Raw genomic sequence first — 20,854 nt, 5'->3', positions numbered from 1 at the left:
AGGTGATAACATGGCAGGAAGAATTAAAGGGATAACGATAGAAATCGGCGGAGAAACTACTGGTCTTCAAAACGCCTTAAAAGATGTTAATAAACAAAGTGAAGCTGTAACTAAAGAATTAAAAGATATTGAACGACTTTTGAAATTCAACCCAGGTAATGTGGAAGCTTTAGCCCAAAAGCAACAATTACTTACGCAACAAATTGAGAATACAACAAAAAAATTAGACAGCTTAAAGTCAGCCCAACAGCAAGTTCAAGCACAATTTGAAAGTGGCGCGATTAATGAAGAGCAATATCGGGCATTTAGACGTGAAATTGAATTTACAGAAGGGCAACTTAATACATTCAAAAACAGTCTTGCAGGATTAAAGGCTGAGCAAGAAAAAGCAGCAAGTTCAACAAGACAATTAGAGACTTTATTTAGCGCCACAGGAAAAAGTGTTGATGATTTTGCGGATGCATTAGGGAATCGTCTTGTGAATGCAATTAAAAATGGTACGGCATCAAGCAGGCAGCTTGATCAGGCCATTGAGATAATTGGCAGGGAAGCGCTAGGAGCCGAAGCGGATATTGGGAAGTTGCAACAGGCGCTTCGTTCTGTTGATGATGGTAATTCCATTCAAAACATCAGAAATGATTTGAATCAGCTTTCTCAAGAAGCAGATCAAACAGGTGAAAGTGTTAAAGGATTAGGCGTTGAGTTAGAAAACGTATTAGGTGGAATAGTTGCTGGTGGTGGCATTCAGGAAGTTATCGGACAGGCTCTAGACATGTCAGAGTTAAAGACGAAAATTGATATTACCTTTGACGTTCCAGAAGCATCAAAGAGATCTGTGGAGGATGCCGTCAGAACTGTTACAGCCTATGGCGGTGATGCAGAGGAAGCATTGGAGGGTGTGCGTAGACAATGGGCATTAAATAAAGATGCTTCTGACGCAGCGAATACGGAAATCATAAAAGGAGCAGCAAACATCGCTAGTTCCTATTCGCAGATTGATTTTACAGAATTAATACAAGAAACCAATGAAATCGGTAGCGAATTAAATATATCGAACAAAGAAGCGTTAGGTTTAGTTAATTCCCTTTTAAAAATAGGTTTCCCACCTGAGCAACTTGATATTATCGCTGAATATGGTCAGCAACTAAGACGAGTTGGTTATACAGCACAAGAAGTACAAAGCATTATGACAAGTGCAGCACAACAAAAATCATGGAATATTGATAATTTACTAGATGGTTTAAAAGAAGGACGTGTCCGTTCTGTTGAAATGGCACGTGGATTAAGCAACAGTATGAAAGATTCTATTCGTGGTGTTGTGGATGACACTGAGAAAATGTCTGATGAACAAGTTTCAGCGATGCAAAAAGGATTTGCGAAACAAGAATCTGAACTTGCTAAATCCTATAGCAATCAAGAGAAATCACTTTCTAAAAGCCATAGTCAAAGGCAGAACGCATTAGCTAAAAGTCTTGATGCTGAATACAATGCGGTTTCTAAAAGTTACGATAATCAACAAAAGAATTTAGAGAAAAAACTTAGCGCTGAATACGATGCTGCATCAAAAAATTATGATAGACAACAAAAAGCGCTTGAGAAGTCACTTGAAGCGGAAGTTAAAGCTTTTGAAAAGTCTTCTGAACAGAAAATAAAGCTCATCGATAAAGAATATATGGAACGTATGAAATTAATCGATGAGGAAAAATACAATCGTCTTAAAGCGATTGACGATCAAATTGGTTATCTAGATGGAAAAACAGCAGCCGAAGATAAATATATTAAAGAACGCGAAAACGCTGAGAAACGCGCTGATTTAAAGATAAAAATAAGTAAAGCAAAAAATGAAGAAGAGCGTCAGGCAGCAATAAAAGCATTGCAAGATCTCGAAGAGAAAATGCGTCTTGATAAAATCCGTGAAGAACGTAAAAGTCAAATCGATAGATTAAAAGAAGAAAAAGACGGTATAAAAGAAGCTTCCGACGCAAAGAAAGAAGCGTTGAAATCAGAAATTGATAGTCGAAAAGAACAAGTTAAAGAGCAAATAAACAATGAAAAGGAAGCTCTGAAAGAACGCCAACAGGAACAAAAAGAAGCTTTTCAGCAAAGTAAACAAGAGAATTTAAAGGCGATTAGTGAATCAAATAAAGCGCAAATCGATTCTTTAAGAGAAGTGAGCCAAGCTAACTTATCAGCTTTAAAAGAAAGTCATACTAACCGTAAACAAGCGTTAAGTGAGCGTTTAAGCGATGAAATGGATGCTGTTCGCGAATCGCATAGAGCCGAATTAGAATCTTTTAAAGAAATGAATGCAGAGAAACTCGAGCTTGCGAAAAAACCACCTGATAGCGCAGCTGTAAAAGAAATATTTACTCAACTGGAAGGTTGGGGTAAGGCTATTGCTAAAGGCGGCGAAGAAGGTAAACAGGCATTTGTAGATATGGTTAAATGGCTAAACAATATCGATGATGCTGCTTTACGTGAAGCTATTGGTGTACAACTTTTCGGTAGATGATAAATTGTGCCGAAGTAAAATTGCGGTATGAAGCAAGAAGGGTGCGATTCCTAACTTGAACCGAAGGCTATGCAAAGTGTAGTCAGGGGCAGAGCATAGAGGGTGAAAAGATATAATCCCTCCACGAGACCGCGACACTTTATAAGTGAAAACGTATGCCGAGCTTGCATTAATATGAAGTGCAAGAAGTATAGGATAAAAAGCCTTTACGATAACAAAATGACAATGTTTGAAGATCAAGGTCAAAACATTATTAATACAATTTTACAAACCGAAGAAAAGCAAGCTGACTTAAAAAAAGGAATAGATGATTTACAAGAATCCGCAAATAAAATGGATGCATCACCGATGGTCAAATGGAAAGATGCGGTGAAAGAGCTAAAAGAAGCTCTTGAACCAGTGTTACTTACAGTAGCTGATGTTGTTTCTGCATTTGCTGGATTTATTTCAGCTCATCCAGTGTTAGCGGCTGCGATTACTGCTATAACAGTTGCGATTGGGATACTTGTTGGTATTTGTGCGGCTTTAGCTCCAGTAATCTTCTTGGCCACATCAGGTGCTATAACCTTTGCAGGAGTTATGGCTGTTTTAACAAGCCCGATTGCTTTAGTGGTTGCGGCAATCGCAGGATTAATTGCCATATGGGTATTATTCGGCGATAAAATAATGGCCATATACAATGAGTATTTCAAACCGACAATAGATCAAATAGTATCTATAATTGTTGGGACTTTACAACCAGTATTTGAAAAAGGATTTACACTCATAAAAGATATTGTTCAAGATGCATTTGCGATTATTCAGCGTGTTTGGAATGAAATATTATCACCTGTCTTCTCAAAAATTTCATCAGTTATCGAAAATGTTCTTTTACCAGCATTTAAATTTGTATTTAGTGCTATTGGTAGTGTTGTATCAGATGCATTTGATGGTATCAGAGTTGTATGGGATACAGTTTTAAAACCAATTTTAAACGGAATTATAGATTTCATCTCCGGTGTTTTCTCAGGGAACTGGGAAAAAGCATGGGGAGGAATTGTAAAGATTTTCAGTGGTGTTTTCGAGGGAATTAAAACAGCTGCCAAAGCACCGATAAATGCTGTAGTATCAATGCTTAACGGATTAATCGAGGGTATTAACAGTATAGAAATGCCCGATTGGGTTCCATTTGCGGGTGGAGGAAAAGCTAATATCCCTAGAATCCCGATGTTAGCTACGGGTGGACATGTTCTTGGAGATGGTTCATTTATTGCCGGAGAAGCTGGACCAGAGTTATTTACCAAGCGAGGTAATCGTGTTTCTGTAACGCCGTTATCCTCAAATGAAAAATCACTTGGCATCACAGGTACTATGAGCCGATTAATTGGTGATATGAGTTATTCAATGGCTAGTTCTATGAAAGAGTTATCTGGTTTGAAAAGTGTCATGAGCAATGTATATGGCAGTATGGCTAATAGCTCACAAGCAATGAGTAGAAATGCTAGTCAAAGTAATGTGGATGGCAATTCTTCTAACTCAAATGGGAATATTTCATATAATTTCGAAAGAATGTTTGAAGGTGCTACATTCCCTATTCGTGAAGAAACTGACATTAAAAAATTAGCAGTGGAATTAGGAAATTATATTAAGACATCAGGAAGAAGGGTGGGGCAATTATGAGTTTAACAATAGATGGGAAATCGTTAAATCAATTAGGTTTAGCTCTTTTACCAGGATTCCAACATCCAGCAGCCCCACCAGTCCGTGACTATACAGTTTCTATTCCTGGTCGTCCTGGCGCTTATTATTTTGGTTCAGATATAGATCCTATGGAGTTTAATCTACCTTTACTTGTTAAACCGCAAGAAAATAGATTTGAATTAGCGGCAGCTATCAGAAAAATGGTAGCTGCCTTTATTGATCATTGCGGTAAACCAAAAGAAGTGAAATTAATTTATGATTACGAGCCTGATAAATATTATCTAGCTAGATACAGTGGTTCGATGCCGATTGAACGGTATTTAAGTATGGGTAAGTTTGAATTACCTATGAAAGCTTATGATCCATATGCTCACTCAATTGTGGAAAGTACTGACGATGTATTGTGGGGAGATAATATTCCGTTTATGTCAGATATTCTTCTTGGTGGTAGCGATTCTTCTTTTGTTGTTACCACACCACAGAATTTAAGTGTCAAAAATGTAGGTTCGAAAGTATCACGACCAGTAGTAGAAATATCGGGAAGCGCAACATCCTTAACTCTTACTATAAATGGCGAGAGTTTTTCTTTTGGAACATTTACTAATTCTTCATTTGTAATTGATGCAGAAAGATACGCAGCTATTAAAGATGGGAGTAATTTCTTATTCCAATTAAAAGGAGATTTAGAAAAATTAGAGTTGAAACCCGGCGCAAATGCAATACGAATAGGCGGTTCAAACCTAAATATAAACATTGCATTCAAATACCGTGCTAAATATATATAAGGTGGTGGAATAAATGGCTGATGCGCCTAAATTATTACCAACAGATAAACTGAAGGAAGGTTACCCGAAGATTAACCAAGGAATAACAAATGCGAATGAAGCGCTGAATAAATCATTTACTGCAGAGTATAATTCTACAAATGCTATCAATATTGCTGATAATTTAAAAAAACAGTTAGATCAACTTGTTATTAAAGGAGATTCTTCTGTTGAAGCAGCTCAAGCAAGGGTAGATGAAGATAGAAGGAAATTCGATACACTGAAAGATCGCTTAGATTATAAAGACCGTGAAATAAATAAAATAAGCGCTACAAACGCACAGTTCCGATTAACTTTATTGAGTGCTTACGATGATATTGAAGCATATCACCCAAAAGTCATTAATTTTGGTTCGAAGTGGAATGGTTACTATTATTGGATGGCATTTACTCCGTATCCTGGTGGGGATCAAGCAAAAGAAAACCCACATGTGTTGGCTAGCAACGATATGATTACTTGGGTAGAACCTACAGGATATAAAAACCCATTGGAGCCACAACCACCAGGGACATCTGATAAACAGTATCAGAGCGATACTCATATTGTCTACAACCCTAACTTCAATAGAATTGAAGTGTATTGGAGATATGTAGATGATTCACTTGGAACCATTACTATTTATAGAAAGACTTCTACTAACGGTGTGAACTGGTCGCAAAAGGAAATAGCGTTGCAAGATGACAGAAATAAACAAGACTATTTAAGTCCAGCTATTATATTTGAAGATAATAAGTATAAAATGTGGGCTGTTGGTAATGGGTATAAAGTTATTTATGCAGAAAGTGCTTTAGGGACGAACTGGGGAACCTTTAGAGAGATCAATATACCATTTGAAAGTCAAATGAACCCATGGCATTTAGACGTTATTCATACAGATAAAGGGTACGAAATGGCTGTTGTTGCTTTTAAAGATGGACAAGATAGAAATACTATGAGTTTATTCCATTCGTTATCAAAAGACAATGTGAATTACTCTATTGCTAAAGAAATTGTAAGTCCATCAAATCAAGAATTCACATGGGACAATCGTGGCATATACCGATCTAGTATTACAAAGATAGATGGTATTTATTATATCTATTACTCTGGAGTTAATAAGAAGTGGGAGCGCGGAACTGGGCTTACCTTCGGTGAACATGTGGAGCATCTAAAAGGGCTAGATCGACATGATTTATATATTCAATCCAACGTAAAAGCAGTAAATATGGTTTATGAAGCATTCTTGCGTAATTACGGACTCCAAATTTCTTCATTACAATCAAACGGTTCCTTATGGAAAGCTTGTTTGAAATTCAGTACGGCTGATGAAGTTAAATTTGTTAATGATTTTTCTGCAAATGTACTAATTAATTTAGCTGTTGAAGCGATTCGGACAAATAACGGATTAAAATTCATTGGTAAATCAGCTTATTATAATTCAAATGAATTTAAATTATATGAACCAGGAAAATCGAGTATGGTTGGACTTGGAGAAGCTGATTTCTTTAGACCTAAATTAGTAGGTAACCCGACGAAAGCAGGAGGCATGGAAGTGTCAGCAGTTATATTTGAGGATGCTGGTCGATGGGCGGGAGTTGAACGTGAAGGTGCTATTCGATATGATGCAGTCCAGAAAAAACATCTTGGATATGATGGGGCAAAATGGAATCCTCTATATTAGTAGATGAATTTGAAAAATAATAATAGATAAAAACATGGATATTTAATAGAATAGGTGGTGGTAATATTTAACTACAAAGGGGATAAATTATGAGTGGTAAGGTAGAAGTTAAATATAAAGCAAAAAACGGGGTTGAACTAACCTACATGGAAGACCCATACCCAGTCCAAAATTATATTGGACAACAGAAGCTTTTAGTTATTTTTCAATCATTAGGTGACGAGAAATCAGACGATTTAAAAACAAGATATCCATATACGCTAATCGATGGTTTAAAATTCTTTAATTGTAGAAAATTATATATAAAAGATGATCATGGGCTTGTTGGTGATTATTACCTTGGCCTGAATGGTAAATTAGACACCAAGGATGCAGTATTAGAATTCTTGAAGAAAAAGATAGTTGAATATGGAATCTTGCGAGAAAACATCGTTACATTTGGTTTTTCAAAAGGTGGATATGCCGCTTTAATGTTTGGATTTGAGTTAGGGGCTGCGAACATTATTACAGCTGTACCTCAGTTTAATTTGTGAATTGGATTTCAAAATATAAGCCGTTTCTTGAATATATTTTGCCTGAAAAACCTTCCCAAAAGGATAAGGAATCCTATGAGAATTACTTGAAAAGCGTAATTGAAACATCAATAAATAAGCCTAATGTTTATGTTGTTACGTCACATAACGATAACACTTACAATGACCATATCCCACAACTAATTGAGACATTAGAAGTGAAAGGGATTGAGCCGAAAATCTTCCACAATGATGAGTATGCTGTGACAAGACATAATAATGTAGTGGTTAATTCAATGAACGAGATATTAGCCATCTTAAGCATGGTTTTAAGTGATAAAGATATCAGAAATCTTTTTAACTATAATGTAAAAAAGCTATAGTTTTGATAACAAAGAGGGACAATCATCTCTCTTTTTATTTTTATCTAAATATGGAAAGTGGGTGATTCATTGCGACATATAAAACTCTATAACAAACAAATGCAACTCAAAGCATATCTTGAGAATGCATATAATATAAAGTACAACCCGCCACTCAATGAACTTTGGACGGCGGGTTTTTCATTACCATTTACCGATCCAAAGAGAGAAGAAATCGAAACGTTTGATTATGTGGAGATATTTGATAACGGTAAACGTATCGGAATGTTCCGTATTATGGATAGTGATGAAGAAAGAGAAGTACATGAAAAAATAATAACTTATGACTGCGAACACGTTTTATCCACACTGATGGACAGCGTGCTTTTTGGTTATCACGAAAGAATTAATTTAACCACAAAGCAGAATATTGAGTATCTCCTTAGCAAACAAAGAACAAAGCATTGGAAACTTGGGCAATGTGATTTCGTGAAATACTTTCAATATAGTTGGGAAAATGAAGATACCATATTAGGCCCGATATATAGCATACCGAAACCGTTTGATGAGAAGTTCCAATGGACTTGGGACGATTCATCTTATCCCTGGGCCTTAAATCTTGTACGTTATTCAGATGAAATTACAGGTGAGCTCCGATACCGGAAGAACATGAAGGGCATTAAGAGAAAAGTAGAAGCTAAAGATGTTATGACAAGAATTTATCCACTTGGTTATGGTGAGGGAGTTAATCAGCTTACAATCAAAAGCGTTAACAATGGTCTACCATATATTGATGCTCCTGATTTTGTCAGAGAGTTACATGATGGTTTTGATTATATTTGGGTGGATAGACGATTCGAAGACGCTCAATCGCTTTATGCTTCCGCACGATCGATGTTACTAAAAGCGTGTATGCCAAAAGTTACGTATGAAATTGATGCAATTGATTACGAGTTAATAGATCCATACAAAATAGAAAAATATGAGACAGGTAAGTTAGTTCGCTTATATGATGAGGATTTTAATATATTTGTTGATTTACGAGTAATGGACCGTCAAAAAGATGATGTTACTGGTAATCCACTTGATGTAAAGCTTGTATTAGAAAATAAAGTGACTGATTTAGGGACAATACAGGCGGATATTGAGAAGAGACAGAAAGTCAACGAAGTATATTCTCAAGGGACAACTAATATTGATAGTCAACCTTTCCAAGATAACTGCGACCCAGATCATCCAGCTATTATTAGGTTTCAAATACCTAACGATGTTAAGAATGTAAATCAATTGATACTAACATTTGAAACGTTAAGATTTAGGGCGTACGAGCGCGCTATTAAGGGCGGAGGTGCTGTTGTCGCTTCAACATCAGCTGGTGGCGCTACCGTTGGGTCAACCCAAGCTGGAGGTGCTAATGTAAGTTCCACATCTTCAGGAGGAGCAACTGTCGGTTCAACGAGCGCTGGCGGTGGTACTGTAAGGGCATCAAGTGGTGGAGGAGATCATGTTCATAAGATGTTTCATGGTGGTGGAATTGTTCCTGCTGAGCCTACAACAATAGGATTGTATACAGCTTTTTCTGATCCTGGAAGAAATACAGCAGCTTCGTTTTACGCAAAAGGAACAGGATCTAGTTTCTATACACACGGTTCTAGCGGAAATCATACACATGATATTACATTGCCGGACCATTCGCATAGTATCAGTATTCCCGACCATAGTCATAGCATTAGTATTCCCAACCATACGCACGATATTAGTATTCCCAACCATAAACACGATATAACTTTACCAGACCATACACATGAAATTGAGTTCGGTATTTTCGAACTATACCAAACTCCATCAAAAGTGACGATTGAAGTGGATGGAAATACATTGCCGTTTGATTCGATACGTGGACAAGATATAAATTTGATTCCGTATTTAGCGAAGGATAACGAAGGAAAATTGCAACGTGGCCGTTATGTTGAGATTAAAATTACGCCGAATAGTTTGGCTAGAATTAACGCTACAGTTACAGGCCGCCTCTTTATCCAATCCAGAAGTGGCGGTACGTATTAGGATAAATAAAAATATAAAAGGAGATGGATAACATATGCAAACAATCGAAATTCATACACAAGGCGGGTTAAAACACAAGGTACAAGCTGAAACATACAATGCACAGGTGCTAAACGATCAATTAAATAGCAATGACCTAATCACCGTGCTTATCGGTGATTTTATTATTCAACGAATTGATGTAAAACGTATTCTTCCGCTGGATCACCCAACTGTGGAAGGTGCTACAAAAGTAAAAGTTCATACAAACGGTGGAAAAGAAATTGAAATTACAACTAATGATTATGATCCAATCTTCTTAAACGAACAATTAAACAACAATAATACAATTACAGTCGTAATTGGTGACTATATCTTCTCTCGAATCGATGTGAAGCAAGTTGTTCCTGTGAAAGAAGAACCAAAAGACCCAGTTACACCACCAACAACTGAAGAACCACCAGGAGGAACGGTAGATGGTGGCACAATTGAACAGACGGAACCTAAAGAACAGTAATAAATTGTTCTTTTTATTTTGAAAGGAGATGGATATATGCCATTTAAACCTCATGAAATCAACGTCGATTTGATATATAAATTAGCATCTGAACCTGTTCAATTTTCACAAAAAGACCAAAACAGCGCAAAGTTACTGTTAAACATAACGAATAAAACGATGGAAATGGACTTATCATCTGCAACAGCGGTTAGAATTTCATTCAAAAAGCCTGATGGAACACGGGTATTCCAAGAAAATTGCCAGCCTATTAACCCGTTGAAAGGGAAATACCAGGTTATCCTAAAAAACCAAACTCTCACGGCGATTGGTAACGTTATTGGACAAGTACAAATCGAAGAAGGCGATAGAATCGTAGAGACTCAAAAGTTTGTATTTGGTGTTGCAGAATCCATTTCAAGCGACGAAGCAATTGAATCAACAAATGAATATGGCGTTATCCAAAAGATCATTGAAGCAAATGAGAATCTTGAAGGAGTAGATGTACCAGCCTTAATCGAATCTAAAGAAACAGCAGAAAAAGCATTAGCAAAGTCTGCAGAAAATACGAATCAAATTGGGATTTTGTCTAATAATGTGAGTGGTGTCGCTTCACAATTAGCTGATAAAACGGATAAAACTTATGTTGATACAAAGGTGTCATCATTGGCAAGTGGTTCTCCAAAAGGAACTTACGCTACTTAATGACATTGTGGATACAGAAGGGGTTACTTTTAATATTGCTAACAATTACGGTTATGCTGTACTGAAAATTTCTTAATAAATTCACATCATGTATATCTTTTGTATTTCACAATAAATACACCGCTAGTACACAGCATTAAGATATTCTACGGTAAATCACTTATGAAAATAATAGGAGAATTAATATGAAGAAAGAAGGTAATTTCTTTGTAGGTTTGCTCTGGGGAAGTGCATTTTCTATTATCCTCTGGATATCGTTTTTGGGCTGGATTAAGATCTTATTAAGATATATCCATCATCATAAAGATTGGTTGATCAATTTTTGGTGGTAATAAAATTAAGAATGTAAAACTATATAAAATACGGCTTATATAACAAAGAGGGGCACATAACGTGCTTCTCTTTTTATTTTAAATAAGGAGGAAAGAATGTGGATCGAATCGATGTATTATTAAAAGCTTTTATTGCTACTTTTGGTGGCTTCTGTGGGTATTTCTTGGGAGGATGGGATGCGACATTGAAAATATTAGTTATGATGGCGGTTATTGATTATTTAACTGGCATGATAGCAGCAGGATACAACGGAGAGTTAAAAAGTAAAGTAGGTTTCAAAGGCATCGCCAAAAAGGTGGTGCTTTTTCTTTTGGTTGGAGTGGCTGCGCATTTAGATACAGCGTTTGGAAGCAACAGCGCTATCCGTGAAGCAACAATCTTTTTCTTCATGGGTAATGAATTGTTATCACTTTTAGAAAACGCTGGACGTATGGGAATCCCACTTCCACAAGCTTTGACAAACGCGGTTGAAATTTTAGGTGGTAAACAAAAACAAGATGATAAAAAGGGAGATGTTCAATAATGAAAAAACATATTATCGATATTTCAAAATGGAATGACAGTATTAATTGGGATGTATTAGCTCCTCAAGTTAGTTTAGCGATTTGCCGTGTTCAATATGGATCAGATACAGTAGATGGATTATATAAACAACATGTAGCACAATTAGAGAAACGTGGCATTCCACATGCTGCCTATGCGTATGGATGCTATGTTTCTGTTAATGATGCAATTGTGGAAGCGAACGATTTTATGAAAAGAACAAATTCAAATGCTAAATTCTTAGTGCTAGATTGTGAGGATGATACATTAAAAAGTTGTGGCCCCGACAATCTAGCAGCTGCTTCTCAAGCTTTTATTGATACATGTAAAGCGGCAGGTTGGAAAGTCGGATTTTATGTATCGCATCATATGTACAATCAATATGGTTTAAATAAGGTAAAAGCAGACTTCTTATGGATTCCTCGTTATGGAAGTAATAAACCTGCCTTTGCGTGTGATCTATGGCAATATGCAGACGGAGAAACAGGCGGTTGGCTTGATGGTGTAGGAAAGGTTGATTTAAATGTTCTAAATGGAGACAAGCCATTATCTTGGTTTATTGGTGGTAATGATCTAAATCCAATTAATCCAATTGATCCAATTCAGCCTATTCAAAAAGAGGGAATTGGACATGCAACATCTAAATACGATGATGGTTATGGTGTGAATCTATATGAAAATCCTGCTGATCCTATTTTTGCTGGACGTATCACACAAAAAATCCCTTACTTAATCCATAAAGGATACTGGGGTGGTGGAGAAAAAAATATGATCTGCCTTGGAAATGAAAAACAGTGGGCTTACCTAAAACATTTTGATGTCCAATGGTTCTATGCATACACTAAATATTGGTCAGGGTATCAAATCCGAACTTACGATGGACCGAACGGAAATGACACTGGTTTTGTGGATGGAAGTAAGCCATATCAATTGTTTAATAGACAAGATGGGCATATTGATATTGATGGTAATCGTTGGATTCGTGAGGAACATGTAATTATTAAGTAATAGGTGGTTTCAAAAGTACACAACAACAAAGGTAAAACATACTATGTAACAGCAAATGAGGCCTATGTGTCTGTAAAGTAAGAGTTGCAAAAGAGCATCCACTTAAATAATAATTTTTAATTTAAATTAACAAAAGAGACCTCACATTTGAGTTCTCTTTTGTTGATTATTCTCTATATGTAACTTTCTCTTCACTTACTCCAAGCTAGATAACATGGTTCATTGAAATATCCAATCCTAAAGAAAAATTTTTCTTCAAAAAGTTCTTTTCATGCCCTCAGAATCTAGCAAAGTAGCTATTCAATAAATTTTTCTCTGAATCCAAAAATTTATAAAACCTATTTAATAAATCTTCCTTCGTAGTTGGGGTATCTTGGGGCATATAAGTAATAAAACTTGTCATATCTTCAGGATAATCATGTCTATCATAAAACTCTGCAATTCTATTTAATAGTTCATCCTCATCAGTAATCTTTTCTTTTAACTTAGATAAGTAAACGAATCTGAGTTTACTATTCTCATTCTGTAATTCTTCACTATTTTCTTCTAAATTAGGAAAATGGAAATCTTTAATTTCAAACAAAATTTTATCTAAATCACTAGAATCTATTCCCCAAGCTAGTTCATTAACAAAAGCTTCATCATCACCAGCTTCCATAAGTTCCACCGCATAATCAGAAATGACATTCGGTTCAAAATATTTTTTATTTACGCCAGTATAAATAGTTTTCCAATCATACTTAAGACCTTTGTTCTTAAAATCTATTAAATCCATATAATTCTCCTTTTACTTTTTTGGAACTTGATTTGGTTTCCCTGTAACAATATCATTTTCAATAAATCTTCTATGACTTACATTTCCATTTGGTTCAACAATCCACTCAAAGACACCTTTTTTACCACCGTTGCTTCCTTCTACTAATGCGATCTCCTCCTACTAATGGAAATTCATCAGCAAATCTTGAGTAATTATCAACAATATCAGAAAAGCCATGTTCCTTAGGAACATGAGGAAACTCTTTTACTATGATGGGCGTTCAATTTGTACTAATTATTTTTTAATGCTTGTTTTATCGTTTTAACTGTTTGTTCAAGCCATTCTAATGGTGTTATTCCTAATCCTTCAAAATATATCCCATCTGCAGAAAACTGTATGTACTCATTTTTTTCTTTATCACTATAATCGCTTTGAATAAATTCAGCTAGAAAAATAATAGCGTCTTGTAAATATTCCGTACTTTCTTCTTCAAGTAACTCTTGGAGTGCTTCTTCGTAAAATGTATCTTGATGAAATGTTGCTGCTAAAAACTGATAAACTGGATCTTCTGGATTTTTTAAAAATAGCATATATTTCTTTCCTCCTATTATCAAAATGGATATCCAGTTAAAATAAAACTTCCATTTATTGTAGGTAAGCGTGTTGTTTCTAAAATTAATAACCTACGTTTCTATGATGCTCCTTCTTGGCAGAATAAAGATGTTGCTGGTACTTTAGATGCAGGAGTAGGATTTACGATCATCGATAAAGTATCTGTGAATGGCTCACAACAATATAAAGCTAAAAATAGTAGAGGTAATGTGTTCGATATTACAGCGAGTTCTTATTATGTAGAAGTAAAATAAAAAGTGCCGGCTCTTATTCAGAGTCGGCTTTTTTTATTTGTATTACTAATATGTTGTGTTCATTTGTTTCTCTTTTAATTGTGCAGTTGTTAATTCTTGCACTAACTCTAAGTGATTCGTATTGAACCATAAGGTTGAGGCAATTTCCCAATCAGCAAAAGGAGAGAATTTCCCATTATGTTGAATCTCGCCATTAGCTACATCGTGCGATACACTAATTGCATCATATGTTTGAGACATTTTTTCAAAATCAATTTCATAAACCCCTATAGCAACTTCTTTTCCGCGGAGATTTGTAGGGGCTTGAATAAATGTAGAAATTAGATAAGATGGAAGAATCTCTAAAGCATCTTGTACAGTATTTAAGGTTAAAATATTCGCTTCAGGTTTGATGTTAAATACAAATCCTAAAGGATTACTGTATTCAAAATCTACATGCCCAGATAACAACCATGTAGATCCATCTTCCACACTATAATCTGCAGTCCAAAGTCCACCTTCAGGACGACTTAGATGATTACTTATAGGTTCAAATTGTGACTTATTAAAAGGGACATCTTGTATAAAAAGCTGTTTGTTCATACACTTTTCTCCTTTAATGAACTTATAAATCAGATATCTTTCTAACTTGTTTTTCATTCTTCTTAAAATTCTTCTTATATTGTTTATAGTCTTCCTTATCTACATGAAACTTTTCGCCTGTAGCCACGTTTTTTACTAAGTATGTTTTTGTTACGAACATTTTTATTAAAGCGTAAATGCCAACCAGCGCAATCGAAATTCCAAGTGTAGGAATCATTAAAAGTAGTCCGATGATGATTAGCGCTCTATCAAAAGTACTATCTACACGCTTTAGCACTAAACGTTTCCCAGTTGCAGCCTGAGCTTGTTCTAATTGTTGCATACGTTGTAGCGATGCAATTGTATCAAAGCTCATGAAAAAACCTCCTGATAAATAATAATAAAATCATTATATCAAACCTTGGAGATATTGGGATTATTTCACATTAGTAATTTCATCGAATTTAAATTTCATTTTTAATCTAAATGCACTAGTACATACAATTGTTTTCATTTGTACATCTATGTTCGTCATCTCCAATGAGATAATAAATACTTCAGAAGTTTTGGAGATATTGGGGTGTTCAAGGTAGAATCTAAATGTAATGTTAAAGAAAAGGTTACACCAATTAAAGAGATGTCACGTGATCGTTTGTTCTTTAAGGAAGATATTTTGAAAAGTAAAGAACAAATGAAGAGGAAAACCGACTCATAATGTAGTCGGTTTTTTTATTTCTATGTAATTAAAATTTACTTTTAGATAATGTCTTTAATATAGGATTAATCATTTTACTTAATAAATGGAATCCCCTAAATATAGAACGAACAACCTTCATAGTATTGTCCTCTACATTCATACTTTATAAATCTGAAATTCTCTTAACTTCTTTTTCTTTTGCTTTAAAAGCTTGTTTTATACTTTTGGTATTTATTTTTAGCGTTACGTTTGTGTTACTCTTGATCATCATAAGCATCGCCAAGTGATTCAAAGTCATCCTTCAGCCAATACCAATATTGTCCTTTGTTCTTAATAAGTTTTTCAAGTAGATCAGTGAACGAAATTGCGATGATTTGCGACTCTCCAACAAGTCCATGTCGATCAAAGAAACTATCATAACATCTTCCTAGTCTTTCTTCATTAAGGTCTATTGTTAAATAATCACTCTTACCATCATTGCATACAGTATACCAATTTGATGAAATATCCTCTTCACATAACTCGCCTACAATTACGGGATTAGCCAAAACGAATTCTTCTGGGGTAACAATATGAATAGGATATTCTGCATTTTCAAATAAAGTAAGACCTCCACAAATAGTGTAAAACTCCTTTAAATCATCTGGTAGTATATGCTTATTCTCATCAATTATTGGTAATTCTGTGGGCTCATGAACTCGGCAATTAGGTAATGCTTTTACTTTTTTTATCAAATGATTTATATTCTCCATCTCAATTACTCCCTAAAATTATATTGATTAAAAGCTTTATAATAATCTTGTCTAGATAAACGTGGTACATTCGCAGCATCAAACATTTTTTCCGTCAATTCTTGTATTTCTTTTGGCTCTACAGATTTCCAATCTACTTTACCTCCAACTTTCTTCCCAGTTTTTTCGAATAGCCATTGTCTATAGACAGCTTTAGTAGCATTATGTTGCTCTTTAGTTAAAGCTAGGGTTGGAGTCTTAGCCCCTCTACTTACATAGTTGGGGACATTATGTTTAGCCCAAATATCCATAACGCCATGATGGTTTTCTAGTGGTGAATTACTCGGTCTATAGGGGACTACATCGTAAGGCTCTACAGTCTTATTCGTATCCTTAGTAACATTTTTTTCCTTGTCGAGTTTATTAGTCTTATCACTATCTTTAACTTTATTAACACGCCCACCAGAAGGTGAAGAAGATTGGAATTTTTGAAGAGTATCCTTACCATTTTGAATTGCATTACGCCCAGCAAATAGACCATGTCCAACAAGACCAACTCCAGCCGTTGTAGCGGCTGCATCAAATGTAATAGCAATTGGTGATGCTAATCCACCAGTTCCTACTGTTGCGACTAGAGTTAAAAAATTAGAGCCGCCTATGACGGTAAGGCCTTCTAGAATTTCTATAATGGAAGCCGCTCCTGCTACAACATTTCCGGCAAATCTTCCCGATTGATAAGTTAACTTGCTTTCTAATTCATCATTATCAGGTGATTCTAGTCCAATAACGCTTTCGAAAGCCGCACTACCAGCGCCTTGAAAAAATTCTTTCATAAATTCCCAAGTACTGGTAGCTGTTTTTTCATACCATGGTCTATTGGCTTCTTGTTCTCGTAAAGCAATTGCTTTTGCAATTTGTGCTTCACGAGCTTTACTTTCTGTAATTGCTTGAATAGGCCCCGTCCACTCCATATTCAATTCTTGTATGCTAAATGTTCCACTTGCAGGGCTGAAACCTTTCCCACTTTGCACTCCCGCAAGACCTTGCGCGATACTCGCAGCTAATTGAAGTGCAGTATCATAATTACTACTAGAAGTATAATTGAATTCATGTAAGTGTTCTAGTTTTTCTTGCAGTTTCTTCCTCATGACAGTAAAAAGATTCGCCATAGCGTCCATACCCGGGATTGGCATAGCTTGACTGATGGCTTCCATACTTGTTTTCATTCGGTCAATTTCTCGAATTTGTTCTTCTATTTCTTGTTCGATAACATCTGTTGAAGCTACTTGTGATTGAAAATCGTTTGGAAAGGCATTATTTTGACGGATTAATTCTTCACATAAGTAAATGATTCCTTGTGCTAAAGGACGAAAGGTTTGTACAAAAAATGATTTTGCACTGCTATATGTTTGTCCTTGTAGAACAGTATCAATTGCAAAAGCATCAATCGACTGAATAGCTTGTTCCATACCTTGAATGGTAGCGGTACATACAGCGTTCATACTTTGTGTTTGCGTATGTACTTCCCCTAGATACATATTCAAACTCATGAATTGACCTCCTTTGCTAGATTCTGTTTTTGATAGTAAAGGTCATTTTCTAAGTCACTAAGATTTCGTTTTTCCTTAAGTAATGTTTCTTTTTGATTTTCCAATTCGAAAGTAAGTTTTCGCTCAATATATTGTGCATCTTGACTCATATTCATAAAAAACAATGACATTTCTCTATCTCTATGCCAAGTTCCTAAAATACGTTCAAACAAACGATGGTTTTGATTTTTCCATACATGAAAATCCTCTTCTACTTGTTCCTGTGTTTGAATCGCAGATTGATTCCGATTCTGTTCTTCAAATACACTTCGTAATTTTTGATTTAATTGATTCATTTGTTTTTCAATATCTTGACTCATCTTTTTCCTCCTACCGTTTTACTTTACGTAGGTTATCACATTAGCGAAAAATATTTTGAAGTTCTTTATCCATTCTCTCAAACTCGTTAGCTACCGAATGAATATTATCAACCGCTTGTTGAAAGGCTACAGAAAATTGTTTCGTCAAATCTAAAACTTGTTGGTTCGCTTCCTGTGCTTTGGAGTTAACAGATAGTGTTGTACGCGTCGCCTTTGTTATAGAACGACTTGTTGCACTTTGAACCCTGTCAGAAGCTGATCCCATTTTCGTAGCAATTTGTGTTGCTGTTTGTAAATTACTTTGGAATTGTCCCATCGTATAAACCCTTTCTATATTTCTATGAACGTATTAAAGAAGGGGAGTGCCTAGTATGTATGTCCATTATCCTATTGTTCCTTATAGGAACCCTCCTGGAAAAATATTGCGGATATAATTATAACAATAAATGGTTAAAGTTTCCTCAAAAAAATATATTTTACAACATATGTGTTTGTTATAGTTCTCAAAAGGTAATGTAGTATAACATAGAGGTAAAATACGAATGGGAAAGTAATAAATTGATGCTAATGATTTATATTATGCTGTATGGGCTGAAAAGGGTGGTTGGCTAAATCTTGGCGGTGAACAATGGATTAAGAACAATCCATCTTATGTGAAGTTTAGTAAGAAAAGCACAGTAGATTCCTCTATTGTAGGGAAGCGTGTTGTTACTAAAGTGGACAACCTACGTTTCTATGAATCTCCATCTTGGCATGATAAAGATGTGGCTGGTTCTGTGGATGCATGATTAGGATTTACGATTGATGCGAAGATAAGTATAAGTGGTTCACCGCAATATAAAGTGAAAAACTCAAAAAGCAGTGTCTTCTATATTACAGCTAGTTCAACATATGTAGAGGTACCATTAAAATAAGAAAGTCGATTCCAATTAAGGATTTGGCTTTCTTTATTGTTAAGATGTTTAGAATTTACTTTTAGACAATGCTTTTAATATAGGATTTATGATTTTACTTAATAAACGAACCCCGTTAAATATAGATTTTATAACCGTCATATTATCGTCCCCCTAAACTAAATAAATCATATCAACTTCATACCAAGGATGTAAACATTGTATGTTCATAAATTCAAATGAAAAAGAAGCTTCTTTTTCAAAGTGAATGATGGTGTTATAACTAAATTTAGACTGAATAATCAGATAATTTTTTATCAATAAATAGTAATTGTTATGATATACGCTTTGATATGATGATTTGTTATAATATTTAGATAATACTCTTAGAAAAGGGGGATTTATATGGAGACAAAAATTTCTACTACTAGCAAGGGGTATGAGCTATTAGAAGAATGGTATCATGAAATGCTTGCTCAGCATATAGAGAAGGCAAGTATTTTAAAAATTGAAGCAGATAATATATTTAATAAGGTTAAAGAAAATGCAGATTCTTTTATTTATTACTCCCTGTTACGATTTAGGTACCAAATGTTAAAGGGGAATTTTGAAAAAGGGCTAGAAGAGCTAGAATACATAAAAGATATGCCAGATGGTTTACTAAAATATTACTATCACTTCTTTAAATTTATTTATGAAACAGAAGTTGGAAACTACAATAGTGCAGAGAAACATCTTGAATCTGCTAGTGATTTATTAGATATGATGTCCGATGAAAAAGAAAAAGCAGAGTACAATTATCGTGTTGCGCTATATAAATATTATATTTCACAACCCACTTTAGCGATTAATTATGCTACAAAGGCTCTTGATTATTTTTCAAGTCATGAAGGCTATGAGACTAAAAGGGGAGCGTGTGAAAATACATTAGGTATGGCTTGTATTACTTTAGAACAATTTGAATTAGCAGAGGAATATCTAATTTCTGCTCTAAATATGTTTCAAAAACTTGACGAACAATCGCTAGTTTTAAAAGTTCGTAGTAATTTAGGAGTACTGTATGCCGAACAAAACTTATCAGATTCAGCTATACGTCATTTAGAAGAAGTATATAAAGCGTGTCAACATACAAAATTGCATTATCAAAGAAGGGTAATATTCCTATTAGCTCGGGAACATATTAAAATAAAACAGCATAATGATGCAGCTTTTTATATTAAAGAGGGCTTGAAGGATTGTAATCAAGAATATAGTTATCACCTAAATATTATGGAGTGTATAAATAACAATGAATCTATAGCGAAGTTAGAAGAAATTGTAAATGAATCACTTTCGTATTTTAAAGAACAAGAATTGTGGAAAGACATTCAAATTTATACCGAACTATTAGCAAGTAAATGGTATAATGTGGGTGCAAAGGATAAGGCGTGTGAGTATTATCACTTAAGCCATGAAGCGAGAACTTTATTAAAAGAAAAGGGGCGTTTAAAATGAAAAAGATTAAAATTACATTAATGAGTTTAATCGGTATTGCAGTATTATCGTTTGGATTAAATAGTCCTAGTATTGAAAAAAGTGCAGAAACTACACTGAAACAAGAAAATATTATTTCATATTCAGAACATGGTACAGGAATCTAATAAATAAAAAAATTATCCCCATCAGTTATTAAAGAAATAAATAATCAATAAGCAGTAAAGTAGATAAAATAAACAAGGCAGGATGATGACAACATCTTGCCTTGTTCAATTGTGAAAAATTA

Annotated in this window: 19 protein-coding genes and 6 pseudogenes; 17 read left to right on the top strand and 8 right to left on the bottom strand. The window is 34.9% G+C overall.

Going from position 1 to position 20,854, the window contains the following annotated elements; genetic code table 11:
• Window positions 1-10: 10 nt before the first annotated feature.
• The 12 genes and pseudogenes from B5P40_RS19735 to B5P40_RS33595 form a co-directional block, all read left to right on the top strand.
• A pseudogene (locus B5P40_RS19735) lies at window positions 11-2,506 on the top strand (coiled-coil domain-containing protein); the annotation flags it as partial.
• A 228-nt stretch (window positions 2,507-2,734) separates the two neighbouring features.
• Window positions 2,735-4,171 (top strand): annotated as a pseudogene (locus B5P40_RS19730) (phage tail protein); the annotation flags it as partial.
• On the top strand, window positions 4,168-4,977 hold the full coding sequence (locus B5P40_RS19725) for a distal tail protein Dit (RefSeq protein ID WP_113709688.1): 810 nt from the start codon (window positions 4,168-4,170) through the stop codon (window positions 4,975-4,977). The pseudogene B5P40_RS19730 and the gene B5P40_RS19725, both read left to right, overlap by 4 nt.
• Before the next feature lie 13 nt (window positions 4,978-4,990).
• On the top strand, window positions 4,991-6,676 hold the full coding sequence (locus B5P40_RS19720) for a glycoside hydrolase family protein (RefSeq protein WP_113709687.1): 1,686 nt from the start codon (window positions 4,991-4,993) through the stop codon (window positions 6,674-6,676).
• Window positions 6,677-6,765: 89 nt separating this feature from the next.
• Window positions 6,766-7,209, top strand: a complete 444-nt coding sequence (locus tag B5P40_RS33600; RefSeq protein ID WP_258402160.1) for a hypothetical protein — start codon at window positions 6,766-6,768, stop codon at window positions 7,207-7,209.
• 431 nt (window positions 7,210-7,640) lie between these two features.
• The gene (locus B5P40_RS19710) at window positions 7,641-9,614 is read left to right on the top strand and encodes a phage tail spike protein (protein ID WP_113709686.1); all 1,974 of its coding nucleotides are present in this window, start codon (window positions 7,641-7,643) and stop codon (window positions 9,612-9,614) included.
• 34 nt (window positions 9,615-9,648) lie between these two features.
• Entirely contained in the window at window positions 9,649-10,110 is a 462-nt protein-coding gene (locus tag B5P40_RS19705) for a hypothetical protein (RefSeq protein WP_113709685.1), read from the top strand.
• A gap of 36 nt (window positions 10,111-10,146) precedes the next feature.
• Entirely contained in the window at window positions 10,147-10,794 is a 648-nt protein-coding gene (locus B5P40_RS19700; RefSeq protein ID WP_113709684.1) for a BppU family phage baseplate upper protein, read from the top strand.
• A gap of 185 nt (window positions 10,795-10,979) precedes the next feature.
• Window positions 10,980-11,126 (top strand): hypothetical protein, encoded by a 147-nt coding sequence (locus B5P40_RS32870; RefSeq protein WP_181462954.1) that lies wholly within the window; start codon window positions 10,980-10,982, stop codon window positions 11,124-11,126.
• A 98-nt stretch (window positions 11,127-11,224) separates the two neighbouring features.
• On the top strand, window positions 11,225-11,650 hold the full coding sequence (locus tag B5P40_RS19695) for a phage holin family protein (protein ID WP_113709683.1): 426 nt from the start codon (window positions 11,225-11,227) through the stop codon (window positions 11,648-11,650).
• Window positions 11,650-12,678 (top strand): GH25 family lysozyme, encoded by a 1,029-nt coding sequence (locus B5P40_RS19690; protein ID WP_113709682.1) that lies wholly within the window; start codon window positions 11,650-11,652, stop codon window positions 12,676-12,678. Before B5P40_RS19695 ends, B5P40_RS19690 begins: the two co-directional genes overlap by 1 nt.
• 12 nt (window positions 12,679-12,690) lie before the next feature.
• Window positions 12,691-12,759 (top strand): annotated as a pseudogene (locus tag B5P40_RS33595) (N-acetylmuramoyl-L-alanine amidase); the annotation flags it as partial.
• 196 nt (window positions 12,760-12,955) lie between these two features.
• Here B5P40_RS33595 and B5P40_RS19680 read toward each other — a convergent pair.
• Together B5P40_RS19680 and B5P40_RS19670 are read right to left on the bottom strand one after the other, a co-directional pair.
• On the bottom strand, window positions 12,956-13,453 hold the full coding sequence (locus B5P40_RS19680) for a DUF2247 family protein (protein WP_113709681.1): 498 nt from the start codon (window positions 13,451-13,453) through the stop codon (window positions 12,956-12,958).
• A gap of 272 nt (window positions 13,454-13,725) precedes the next feature.
• Window positions 13,726-14,025: a contact-dependent growth inhibition system immunity protein gene (locus B5P40_RS19670; RefSeq protein WP_059037553.1), complete on the bottom strand. Its 300-nt coding sequence runs from the start codon at window positions 14,023-14,025 to the stop codon at window positions 13,726-13,728.
• 57 nt (window positions 14,026-14,082) lie between these two features.
• Here B5P40_RS19670 and B5P40_RS33590 point away from each other — a divergent pair.
• Window positions 14,083-14,301 (top strand): annotated as a pseudogene (locus tag B5P40_RS33590) (N-acetylmuramoyl-L-alanine amidase); the annotation flags it as partial.
• 45 nt (window positions 14,302-14,346) lie between these two features.
• Here the strand turns inward: B5P40_RS33590 and B5P40_RS19660 are convergent.
• Together B5P40_RS19660 and B5P40_RS19655 are read right to left on the bottom strand one after the other, a co-directional pair.
• Entirely contained in the window at window positions 14,347-14,883 is a 537-nt protein-coding gene (locus B5P40_RS19660) for a hypothetical protein (protein ID WP_113709679.1), read from the bottom strand.
• Between the two features lie 22 nt (window positions 14,884-14,905).
• Window positions 14,906-15,238: a hypothetical protein gene (locus B5P40_RS19655; protein WP_113709678.1), complete on the bottom strand. Its 333-nt coding sequence runs from the start codon at window positions 15,236-15,238 to the stop codon at window positions 14,906-14,908.
• A gap of 148 nt (window positions 15,239-15,386) precedes the next feature.
• Between B5P40_RS19655 and B5P40_RS19650 the strand changes: the two are divergent.
• Window positions 15,387-15,577 (top strand): annotated as a pseudogene (locus tag B5P40_RS19650) (DNA-binding protein).
• A 236-nt stretch (window positions 15,578-15,813) separates the two neighbouring features.
• On the opposite strand, the gene B5P40_RS19645 reads toward B5P40_RS19650, so the two are convergent.
• The 4 genes from B5P40_RS19645 to B5P40_RS19630 are packed head-to-tail and all read right to left on the bottom strand — an operon-like array spanning window position 15,814 to window position 18,515.
• Entirely contained in the window at window positions 15,814-16,311 is a 498-nt protein-coding gene (locus tag B5P40_RS19645; RefSeq protein ID WP_113709677.1) for an SMI1/KNR4 family protein, read from the bottom strand.
• Between the two features lie 5 nt (window positions 16,312-16,316).
• On the bottom strand, window positions 16,317-17,840 hold the full coding sequence (locus B5P40_RS19640; RefSeq protein ID WP_113709676.1) for a T7SS effector LXG polymorphic toxin: 1,524 nt from the start codon (window positions 17,838-17,840) through the stop codon (window positions 16,317-16,319).
• Complete coding sequence (locus B5P40_RS19635; RefSeq protein WP_113709675.1) at window positions 17,837-18,199, bottom strand: DUF3958 family protein; 363 nt, start codon at window positions 18,197-18,199, stop codon at window positions 17,837-17,839. Before B5P40_RS19635 ends, B5P40_RS19640 begins: the two co-directional genes overlap by 4 nt.
• Before the next feature lie 40 nt (window positions 18,200-18,239).
• Window positions 18,240-18,515, bottom strand: a complete 276-nt coding sequence (locus B5P40_RS19630) for a TIGR04197 family type VII secretion effector (RefSeq protein WP_113709674.1) — start codon at window positions 18,513-18,515, stop codon at window positions 18,240-18,242.
• 262 nt (window positions 18,516-18,777) lie between these two features.
• On the opposite strand from B5P40_RS19630, the pseudogene B5P40_RS33585 reads away from it, so the two are divergent.
• The 3 genes and pseudogenes from B5P40_RS33585 to B5P40_RS19615 all read left to right on the top strand — a co-directional run.
• Window positions 18,778-19,113: pseudogene (locus B5P40_RS33585) on the top strand (N-acetylmuramoyl-L-alanine amidase); the annotation flags it as partial.
• A gap of 384 nt (window positions 19,114-19,497) precedes the next feature.
• Window positions 19,498-20,586, top strand: a complete 1,089-nt coding sequence (locus B5P40_RS19620) for a response regulator aspartate phosphatase (RefSeq protein WP_113709673.1) — start codon at window positions 19,498-19,500, stop codon at window positions 20,584-20,586.
• A complete protein-coding gene (locus tag B5P40_RS19615) occupies window positions 20,583-20,732 on the top strand; it encodes a Phr family secreted Rap phosphatase inhibitor (RefSeq protein ID WP_113709672.1) in 150 nt (49 codons plus the stop codon). Before B5P40_RS19620 ends, B5P40_RS19615 begins: the two co-directional genes overlap by 4 nt.
• The last annotated feature ends 122 nt before the right edge of the window (window positions 20,733-20,854 follow it).

This window comes from Bacillus sp. SRB_8 (assembly GCF_003264205.1).
Lineage (GTDB): Bacteria > Bacillota > Bacilli > Bacillales > Bacillaceae_G > Bacillus_A > Bacillus_A mycoides.
The sequence above is the reverse complement of the archived record's forward strand: the minus strand, read 5'-3'. Positions and strand labels throughout refer to the sequence as shown.